This window comes from Phenylobacterium sp. (assembly GCF_030693625.1).
Taxonomy (GTDB): Bacteria; Pseudomonadota; Alphaproteobacteria; order Caulobacterales; family Caulobacteraceae; genus Phenylobacterium; species Phenylobacterium ferrooxidans.
Map to the genome: position 1 here is coordinate 23247 of NZ_JAUYAF010000042.1, position 9215 is coordinate 32461.

Here is a 9215-nt window from a genome sequence, read left to right on the forward strand (position 1 = left end):
CAGGTGGGCGAAACGATCCGCCTGACCAGCCGGTTCGACGGCTTTGAGCTGGCGGCCTATCACGCCCCCGTGGCGGATGCGCGCCGCGGCGGGATTGTGCTGATCCAGGAGATCTTCGGGGTCACCGACCACATCCGCGAACTGGCCGACGGCTATGCGGAGGACGGGTACGAGGTCATCGCGCCCAGCTTCTACGACCGCCTGCAGCCGGGCTTCGAGGCCGACTACAGCGCCGAGTCCATCGCCAATGGGGTGGAGTACTCCACCGCCACGCCCTGGGACCAGGTGGCGGGGGATCTCCAGGCGGCCATCGACGCCCTGTCGCCGGCGGTTTTCGTCACGGGATTCTGTTGGGGCGGGGCGGCGACCTGGCTGGCGGCCTGCCGCTGCACCGGGATCTCGGCGACCTCGGCCTTCTATGGCCGCCGCATCAGCGAACTGGTGGGGGAGACGCCCAAGGTCCCGACGATCCTGCACTTTGGCCGCCACGACGCCTCCATCCCCCTGGAGAAGGTCGAGGAGATTCGCTTGGCGCATCCGGAAATTCCGGTCCACCTCTATGACGCCGGCCACGGCTTCGTGTCCGATCGCCGCGCCGACTACAACCCAGACGCCGCCCGGCTGGCCCGGCTGCGGACGCTGCAGGTGTTCATGAACAACGGCGGCGGTCGCGGAGAGATGTAGCCTATTCCTCGATGTGCTTGCGCGCCTCGGGGTCGCGTTCCAGCCACCGGGCGAGGACAGACTGGGCGGCGAGGATACCGATGCCGGCGGCGTAGCCCCCGAAGACGGCGGCCGGATACGGACCGCCCGTGGCCACCGAGGCCACCTGCCAATAGATGAAGCCCGCCGCGACGACCAGCAGGCCGACGCCGGTCAGCACCGAGACCGGGGTCTGGCCAAAGCCAGACAGAAAACTCATCCAGACATAGCGCGCCAGGACACGGCGCGCGGGCAGGATCAGCAGCGGCAGGGCGAAGCCGCCCAACAGGGCGGCGCCCGGCCAGACCAGGGCATGGCGGGCGATCACCGCCGGCCCGCCGGGCAGCACGCTGAAGGCGTGGACCACCGAGCCCGCATAGATCAGGCATGAGGCGGCCGCGACGACGTCCTGCATGCGCCGAAAGTCTCGCCAGGCTTTGGTGAAGGCCACGTCAGCCCCCACCGGCGCGCGGCGGGCAGAGGATCGGGAAGAGCATGCGCATTTATCGCCTAGGCCACCGGCCTTGGCTATGGTCAGGCGACCCTCGCCTCCGGGAATCGCCTGAGTGAAGCTCGTCCTGGCCCTCGCCGCCCTGTGGCTCGCCCCGGCGTCCGCGCAAGCGGCGGGATGCTGGCTGGAGCACGGCGTGGTAGTGGTCCCGGCCAGCGTCGCCGGGGTGGCGGGCGACTACATCCTCGACACCGGCAGCCCCACCACTCAGCTGCACGAGACCCGCGCCCAGATGGCGGGCCTGCCACCGGCGTTTCGGGGCCAGGTGCGGGTCGATGGCCTGAAGCTGGTGGACCGGGCAGTGGTGGTGGTGGACCTCGACGCCCGGACCTACGCCTTTCCCACCCCCATCGCCGGGGTGATCGGGGCCGACCTGCTGTCAGCCTATGTGGTGGACGTCAGCTTCGCGCCTTGCCGTGTGGAGATCTGGCCGGCGGCCAAGGCTCCGAGCTTCGGGGCCCAGAGCAGCCTTGCCATGGCCATGGCCGGCGGGTCGCCGGTGGTGGACGCCGCGGTAGCGGACGGCCCCAGGACGGCCGTGGGCCGCTTTGTGGTGGCGACGGGCCTCGACAGCGGCGTGCGGCTCAGCGAGGCCCTGGCGAGCGTCCCTGGGGCCGGGGCGGAGGATGTGGCGCCCTACGGCCGCCTGCGCGCCGAACTCCGCGCCCTGTCCTTCGCCGGTCAGCTGTTCGAGATGCTGAAGGCCGGCCTCCAGCCGCAGGTCGCGGGCGCGGTGGGTGCGATCGGTCCGCCGGTGCTCGCGCGGTGGTCGCTGCGGTTCGACTTCCCGCGCGGACGGCTGCTGCTGCGCCGACCCTAGGCCCTTTCCGAATCAGGTTGAATCAAGCTGATCGGAAAAAAGGGGCTATCTTCTTGAATCTACAGCATGTCCGGGCGGCGAACCGGCGCCCACTTGCGCCTGACATGCTCTAGGAGATGGGCGTGAGCCCAGCCCAGGTGATGAGGAACTGCGGCAGGATAGGCAGGACGTCGATGGCGGCGTGCAGCAGGACCACCAGCAGCAGGCTGCGGGTGCGGGCCCAGATCACCCCCAGCATCAGGGCCACGGGCGACAGGGCGCCGATCGTATAGGCGATCACTTCGAACAGGTCGGTGGAATGGCCCTGCTCGCCAGGCGCGCCGCGCAGGTAGAGGCCGGGCACATGGGCCAGGGCGAACACCAGGGCTCCCAAGACGACGGCGCCGGTCTCGCTGCGAAGGACGGCGGCCAGGCGAGTCTGCAGCACCGCGCGGAACAGGAATTCCTCGGCGAGGCCTGCCTCCAGGGCGATCCAGACAAAGGCCGCCGGGGCGACCCAGGCCAGGACCTCGAGCCCGGGTCGCAGCTCACCGATCTGCTGCAGGCTGGGGCTGACCACGCTGAGCAGGGCCAGGAAGATCACCCCCATGACGATCAGGGTGGGCCAGAAGCCCTTGCGATCCATGCCGGTGGAGAACAGCGGCGCCACCCGGCCGCCCAGGGCCAGCAGGATCAGGGCCGGGATCACCACATGGACCACGAGCTTGACGGCCAGGACCACCAGGTCGCGGGCCTGGCCTTCCGGCATGGCGGCCTTCAGCGCCCCCATGCCCCAGCCGAGGAAGCCCACCGCGTAGATCACCATGAAGATCAGGACGGCGGCGAGTTCGACCTTGGGCCGCCGCACCCTGACAGGGGGCGGATCGGACCTGCGCGTCAGGGCCCAGGCGACGCCCGAAAGCAGGATCCCGAACACCCCCAGGGAAACCAGGGGGAAGGTCCAGTCGGCCTGTTTGAAAAAGAGATAGGCGAAGGCCGCGCCCCAGAGGACGCCGTAGATCGCCAGATAACCGGTGGCGCGGATGCGCCCCTCACCGGCCGCCATGCGGGCCCCTCCCGATCCGTCCCCCTGCCTATCGGCGGACGCCCACCCGGGCAACTTAGCAATTGTTCATGGGCCGGAAACGAAAAAGGCCCCGGTTCTCACCGGGGCCCTGGATCGTGCTCGAAAGGACGGAGCGCCTAGTGGGCGACGTTCCTCCAGATGCGACGGTAGCTGACCCACAGCAGACCCGCGAAGATCAGCAGATAGATCATGGCGGCCACGCCGAATTGCTTGCGCTCGGTCTGCTTGGGCTCCGACGCCCAGGCGAGGAAGGCCACGACGTCCTTGGCCTGCTGGTCGACGGTGGACTTGGTGCCGTCGTCGAAGGTCACCTTGTCGGTTTCCAGCGGCGGGGCCATGGCGATGAAGCCCCCGACCGGAACGTGGCCCTTGCCCTTGTAGAAGGCGCTGACGTCGCCGGGCATGTAGGGGTTGTAGTATTGGTTCGGCGGCACTTCGAGACCCGCCGGCGGCGCCTGGTAGCCGGTCAGGATCGAGTAGACGTACTGCGCGCCCTGGGGCCGCGCCTTGATCATCACCGACAGATCCGGCGGCAGGGCGCCGCCGTTGGAGGCCCGCGCCGCGGCTTCGTTGGCGAAGGGGCTCGGGAAGGTGTCGGCTGAGGTGGCGGTCCGCTGGACGACGTCCCCGGTTTCAGAGTCGATGTCGTTGACCTGGTAGTCCTTGGCGATCGACTTCACATAGGGGTTGTCGTTCGGGTTCGGGTACTTGTCGTCATAGAAGGGGCCGCTCTTCTGGCCCAGATTGCGGAAGCTCAGCAGGCTCATCGAGTGACAGGCCGCACAGACCTCCCGATAGACCTTGTAGCCCCGTTGGACCTGGGCCTGATCGAACTTGCCGAACGGACCTTCAAAGCTCCAGGAAGCCTGGCGGGGCTCCTTGGGGCCTGCGGAGGCGAAAGCCGGGCCGGCGACGAAAGCGAGCCCGAACGCCGCGAGAATAAGACCTTTGCGCAGCATAGGTGGCTCAGCCCCTCTTTTCAGGCGAAGCCGCGGCGCCGGCCGGCGCGTTGGCGGGATGCGACAGCACCGGCGCGGAGATTGATTCCGGCTGGGGCAGCGGGGTCTCGGTGAGGCCCAGGATCGGCAGGATGACCACGAAGTAGCCGAAGTAGTAGGCCGTCGCGACGCGGGACAGCCAGACCATCGAGTTGAGGTCCGCGTCCAGCAGCTGGAAGGTCGAGATGCCGGGGATCACGGGATCGTCCGGCAGGCGGCCGCCGCAGTAGCCCAGGATCAGGCAGGCCAGGACGAAGAGGCCGAAGTAGAGCTTGGCCGTCGGACGGTAGCGCATGGAGCGCACCTTGGAGGTGTCGAGCCAGGGCAGGACGAACAGCATGGCGATGGCGCCGAACATCAGCAGCACGCCCATGAGCTTGTCCGGAACCGCCCGCAGGATCGCGTAGAACGGCAGGAAGTACCATTCCGGAACGATGTGGGCGGGGGTCACCAGGGGGTTGGCGGGAACATAGTTCACCGCGTCACCCAGGGCGTTGGGCTGGAAGAACACGAAGGTGGCGAACATCAGCAGGAAGAGCGAAATCGCGAAGCCGTCCTTCACCGTGTAGTACGGGTGGAAGGGAACGGTGTCCTCCTTGGACTTCACGTTCACGCCGGTGGGGTTGTTGTTGCCGGGCACGTGCAGCGCCCAGATGTGCAGGATCACCACGCCGGCGATCATGAACGGCAGCAGGAAGTGCAGCGAGAAGAAGCGGTTCAGGGTGGCGTTATCCACCGCGAACCCGCCCCACAGCCAGGTGGTGATGGACTCGCCGACGATCGGCAGGGCGCCGAACAGGTTGGTGATCACCACCGCGCCGTGGAAGCTCATCTGGCCCCAGGGCAGCACGTAGCCCATGAAGGCGGTGGCCATCATCAGCAGGTAGATCACGCAGCCGAGGATCCACAGGATCTCGCGCGGCGCCTTGTAAGAGCCGTAGTAGAGCCCGCGGAACATGTGGATGTAGACCGCGATGAAGAACATCGAGGCCCCGTTGGCGTGCATGTAGCGGACCAGCCAACCGAAGTTGACGTCGCGCATGATCCGCTCGACCGAATTGAAGGCGTAGTCGACGTGCGGCACGTAGTGCATCGCCAGCACGATGCCGGTGACGATCTGAATGCCCAGGCACATCGCCAGGATGCCGCCGAACGTCCACCAGTAGTTGAGGTTCTTCGGCGTCGGGAAATCCAGCAGGTCGGCGCCGAAGCGCACGATCGGCAGGCGCGTGTCGAGCCAGCGCTCGATGCCGGTCTTCGGCTCGTAGGAGGAATGTCCGCTCATCAGTGTCAGCCGATCTTGACCTTGGTGTCCGACAGGAAGGCGTATTCGGGCACCGCGAGGTTCGTCGGAGCCGGTCCTTTGCGGATGCGGCCGGAGGTGTCGTAGTGCGAGCCGTGGCAAGGGCAGAACCAGCCGCCGTAGTCGCCGCCGCCGAACGTGGGAACGCAACCGAGGTGCGTGCAGGTGCCGACCAGGATCAGCCATTCAGCCTTGCCGGGCTTGTGACGGTCCTCGTCACGGGCCGGGTCGCGCATCGAGGCGGTGTCGTCCTTCACCGCCTTGGCGATCTCCGCGCCCGTGCGGCTGCGCACGAACAGCGGCTTGCCGCGCCACTTCAGCACGACCTGCTGGCCTTGCTCGACCTTGGTCAGGTCGAATTCCACCGAGGCGAGGGCGAGCGTGTCGCCGGCCGGGTTCATCTGATCGATGAACGGCCAGGCGAGGCCTGCGACGGCGCCGATCGCCGCCGTCGTGGCGGCGATGTGAATGAAGTCGCGCCGGCTGGGGTCATCGCCCGCGGCGTGAGGATCGGGACTTGCGCCCGCGACGGTGTCGGCCACCTTAAAGCTACCCTTCGTGTGTTGAGCCGTTTGCGGTCTCCCGCCACGGCCCGTCCGACGCCCTTGCACCAAGGACGTCCCGCCTTCGAAGCCCCCGTCCAGCACGCCGCCGGATGCCCCTTGAACAGGCGCGCAGCGAGCGGACGATCCGTGCAGAGATGTCCTGCGAACGAGTCGCAGTCTGTCCCCCGACGATTCGCCTCGCGCCCAGGCCTATCCCGTGGCTGGATCGCTTAGAATGCGTTTGGCCCTTTTTCAACCGGACATTCCGCAAAACCTCGGCGCGGCTCTTCGCCTCGGGGCCTGTCTGGGCGTCGCCTTGGACGTGATCGAGCCCTGCGGCTTCCCTCTGTCGGACCGCGCGGTGCGCCGTGCGGCGATGGATTATGCCGCTCAGGCCATGGTCGATCGCCACGCCGGCTGGACCGATTTCCTCACGCTGACGCGCGCAAGCAACAGGCGCCTGGTGCTGTTCACGACGCAGGGCGCGCGACCTTTCGGCGACTTCGCCTTCGCCGAGGACGACGTGCTGCTGTTCGGCCGCGAGAGCGCCGGCGCGCCTGCGGAGGTGCACGCGGCGGCCGACGCGCGTCTGTTCATCCCGTTGGTCGCTGGCGCACGATCGCTGAATCTGGTTTCCGCCGCCTCCATCGCGCTTGGCGAGGCGTTGCGCCAGACCGGCGGATTCCCTACTGCGGTCGCCCCATGACCAACGCCGAGCCTTTCGAGGACCGCAGTGCGCGCTCGCGCGCCTGGTTCGACACCCTTCGCGACCGCCTCGTGACCGAATTCGAAAGGCTCGAGGATGAGGCCCCCGCCGACCTCTATCCAGGCGAGGCTGGACGCTTCGAGCTGAAGCCCTGGGTGCGCGAGGCGGGCGGCGGCGGCGTCATGGGCTTCCTCCGCGGGCGCTTTTTCGAGAAGTGCGGCCTGCACATCAGCCTGGTGCATGGCGAATTCACGCCGGAGATGGCCGCCTCGATGCCAGGCGCCGAAGAGGATCGGCGCTTCGTCGCCACCGGCGTCAGCCTGATCGCCCACATGCGCAATCCGCGCGTGCCGGCGGTGCACATGAACACCCGCTTCCTGGCCACCACCCGCGGCTGGTTCGGCGGCGGCGCGGACCTCACGCCCACGGTCGACACCCAACGCAGCCAGGAGGCTGACGACGCGAAGGCCTTCCACGCCGCATTGAAGGCCGCTTGCGACCGGCACGATCCGGAATGGTACCCGCGCTACAAGGCGCGCTGCGACGAGTACTTTTATCTACCGCACCGCAAGGAGCCGCGCGGGATCGGCGGCATCTTCTACGACCACCACGACAGCGGCGACTGGGAGCGTGACTTCGCCTTCACCCGCGACGTCGGCGAGGCGCTGCTGGACGTGTTCCCGCGCATCGCCCGCCACCGCATGCACGAGCCCTGGACCGAAGCCGACCGCCAGGAGCAGCTCGTGCGGCGAGGACGCTATGTGGAGTTCAACCTGCTCTACGACCGCGGCACGATGTTCGGGCTGAAGACCGGCGGAAACATCGAGTCGATCCTCTCCTCCATGCCGCCACTGACGGCGTGGCCCTGAGCGTTGGCGCCCACTCGCGAATGATATACATTGACGCGGCGTATATCTGGGAGGTTCCGATGCGCGTCGCGAAATGGGGTAACGGGCTGGCGGTCCGGTTGCCAGTGGCCGTCGTGGAGGCTTTGGAACTGAAGGAAGGCGACGATATCGAGATCGATGTCGCCGACGCCCGGCGCTTCGAACTCTCCCGACCCGCGTCCCGCGCGGCGCTGCTAGCGCGGCTGCGACAGTATCGCGTCGCGCTGCCGGAGGGGTTCAAGTTCGACCGCATCGAAGCCAATGAGCGTGGCTGACGCTTTCTTCGACGCCAACATCCTCGTCTATCTGTTGACCGACGACGCCGAGAAGGCGAGCGGAGCAGAAGCGCTGGTCCACGCCGGCGGAGTGATCAGCGTGCAGGTGCTGAACGAATTCGCGCACGTCGCTCTGCGCAAGCTTCAGCTTCCATGGCCTCACATCGTCAGCACCCTAGAGATCCTGCGATCGCTCCTTCGAGTGACCCCGCTGACCTTGGAGACCCATCTCACGGCGCTCGAAATCGCCCAGAGTCACCGGCTAGGGATCTTTGACGCGCAAATCGTCGCGGCCGCGCGCGGCGCCGGATGTTCGACCCTGTACTCCGAAGACATGCACAGCGGCCTGACAGTGGGCGGCGTCACCCTCGTCAACCCCTTCGCCGCCACCGCCTGAACCTCAGCGCTGCGACGTCGCCAGGAAAGTCCGGATCCACTGCGCCAGTCGCAGGTGGTCGTCGGGCGCGGCATAGGTCGTCAGCGCCTGATCGGCTTGCTCCTCGGTATAGGTGGCGCTGCGCCCGACCTCGATGAGGGCCTCCCCGAAAGCCTGGTCGAACTCCGGGTGCAGCTGCAGCGACATCGACCGTCCGTCGGCGTAGGCCAGCATGCCGAAGGGGGTGAAGTCACTGCCGGCCAACACGCGGGCGCCGGCTGGCGCGCGCACCACCTGGTCCTGGTGGGAGGCGGTGGCCGCCAGGACAGCACCCTCGTCCATCCACGCCATGCGGTCGCGCACGGCGTAGTGGTGCAGGCCTGTGCCCCAGCCCTTGGGCGACTTCTCTACCCGGCCGCCGAACGCCTCGACCATGATCTGATGGCCGAAGCAGATCCCGACCAGCCCAGCCCGTCCACTGGCCGCGCGCAGGAAGTCCGCGAGCTCGGCGATCCAGGGATGGTGGTCGTAGGCCGCCGCCGGCGAACCGGTGATCAGGTAGGCGTCGCACGCCTCCACGCTGGCTGGCATCCCGTCGCGCACGTCGAAGGTCGAATAATCGTAGGCGCCCTCGCCCAGCAGCCGGCGGAACATGCCCGGATAGTCGCCGAACTCGGCGCGCAGCGCGCGCGGCGGGGCGCCCGTCTGTAGGATGCCGAGCTTCACGGGACCATCCCCTGCACCACCGCCTTCAGCCGTTCGGCCGCGGCGGCGCGGTCGTCCGGGAAATCCTGGTCGATCCACCAGGCTTCGACCTCGCGCAGCACCGCGCCGACCAGCGGGCCCTTGGGCGTCCCGGCCGCGACCGCGTCGACGCCGCTCACCGGCAGGGCCGGGGGCGTCCAGGTCTCGCCCAGCGCCAGCAGGGCGCGCCATTGCGGCGTCTGGGCGGAGTTGGGCGCGGCGGCCCAGGTGAGCTTCACCCGGTCGGCGAACGCCGCTTGACCGATCTGATAGACGGCGCGG

12 protein-coding genes and 1 pseudogene are annotated in these 9215 nt (G+C 68.0%); 6 read left to right on the forward strand and 7 right to left on the reverse strand.

Features of this window, described 5'->3' with window-relative positions:
• The first annotated feature begins 3 nt into the window (after positions 1–3).
• Positions 4–684 (forward strand): dienelactone hydrolase family protein, encoded by a 681-nt coding sequence (locus tag Q8N10_RS09395; protein WP_304777379.1) that lies wholly within the window; start codon positions 4–6, stop codon positions 682–684.
• 1 nt (position 685) lies between these two features.
• Here Q8N10_RS09395 and Q8N10_RS09400 read toward each other — a convergent pair whose 3' ends face one another.
• On the reverse strand, positions 686–1153 hold the full coding sequence (locus Q8N10_RS09400; protein WP_304777380.1) for a hypothetical protein: 468 nt from the start codon (positions 1151–1153) through the stop codon (positions 686–688).
• Positions 1154–1268: 115 nt separating this feature from the next.
• On the opposite strand from Q8N10_RS09400, the gene Q8N10_RS09405 reads away from it, so the two are divergent.
• Positions 1269–2033, forward strand: a complete 765-nt coding sequence (locus Q8N10_RS09405) for a hypothetical protein (RefSeq protein WP_304777381.1) — start codon at positions 1269–1271, stop codon at positions 2031–2033.
• 109 nt (positions 2034–2142) lie between these two features.
• Here the strand turns inward: Q8N10_RS09405 and Q8N10_RS09410 are convergent, their stop codons facing one another.
• The 4 genes from Q8N10_RS09410 to petA all read right to left on the reverse strand — a co-directional run bounded on the left by Q8N10_RS09410 (position 2143) and on the right by petA (position 5942).
• A complete protein-coding gene (locus Q8N10_RS09410) occupies positions 2143–3078 on the reverse strand; it encodes a CPBP family intramembrane glutamic endopeptidase (RefSeq protein WP_304777382.1) in 936 nt (311 codons plus the stop codon).
• 137 nt (positions 3079–3215) lie between these two features.
• Positions 3216–4058 (reverse strand): cytochrome c1, encoded by an 843-nt coding sequence (locus Q8N10_RS09415; RefSeq protein ID WP_304777383.1) that lies wholly within the window; start codon positions 4056–4058, stop codon positions 3216–3218.
• Positions 4059–4065: 7 nt separating this feature from the next.
• The gene (locus tag Q8N10_RS09420; RefSeq protein WP_305663902.1) at positions 4066–5382 is read right to left on the reverse strand and encodes a cytochrome b/b6; all 1317 of its coding nucleotides are present in this window, start codon (positions 5380–5382) and stop codon (positions 4066–4068) included.
• 5 nt (positions 5383–5387) lie between these two features.
• Positions 5388–5942, reverse strand: a complete 555-nt coding sequence (gene petA / locus Q8N10_RS09425) for a ubiquinol-cytochrome c reductase iron-sulfur subunit (RefSeq protein ID WP_305663903.1) — start codon at positions 5940–5942, stop codon at positions 5388–5390.
• A 238-nt stretch (positions 5943–6180) separates the two neighbouring features.
• Here petA and Q8N10_RS09430 point away from each other — a divergent pair, with 238 nt between their 5' ends.
• The 4 genes from Q8N10_RS09430 to Q8N10_RS09445 are packed head-to-tail and all read left to right on the forward strand — an operon-like array spanning position 6181 to position 8210.
• A complete protein-coding gene (locus tag Q8N10_RS09430) occupies positions 6181–6651 on the forward strand; it encodes a tRNA (cytidine(34)-2'-O)-methyltransferase (RefSeq protein ID WP_305663904.1) in 471 nt (156 codons plus the stop codon).
• A complete protein-coding gene (hemF, locus tag Q8N10_RS09435; protein ID WP_305663905.1) occupies positions 6648–7520 on the forward strand; it encodes an oxygen-dependent coproporphyrinogen oxidase in 873 nt (290 codons plus the stop codon). Before Q8N10_RS09430 ends, hemF begins: the two co-directional genes overlap by 4 nt.
• Before the next feature lie 59 nt (positions 7521–7579).
• Positions 7580–7813, forward strand: a complete 234-nt coding sequence (locus Q8N10_RS09440) for an AbrB/MazE/SpoVT family DNA-binding domain-containing protein (protein WP_305663906.1) — start codon at positions 7580–7582, stop codon at positions 7811–7813.
• Positions 7806–8210: a PIN domain-containing protein gene (locus Q8N10_RS09445; protein ID WP_305663907.1), complete on the forward strand. Its 405-nt coding sequence runs from the start codon at positions 7806–7808 to the stop codon at positions 8208–8210. Before Q8N10_RS09440 ends, Q8N10_RS09445 begins: the two co-directional genes overlap by 8 nt.
• A 3-nt stretch (positions 8211–8213) precedes the next feature.
• On the opposite strand, the gene Q8N10_RS09450 is transcribed toward Q8N10_RS09445, so the two are convergent.
• Positions 8214–8915: a type 1 glutamine amidotransferase gene (locus tag Q8N10_RS09450; protein ID WP_305663908.1), complete on the reverse strand. Its 702-nt coding sequence runs from the start codon at positions 8913–8915 to the stop codon at positions 8214–8216.
• A pseudogene (locus Q8N10_RS09455) lies at positions 8912–9215 on the reverse strand (CCA tRNA nucleotidyltransferase); the annotation flags it as partial. The gene Q8N10_RS09450 and the pseudogene Q8N10_RS09455, both read right to left, overlap by 4 nt.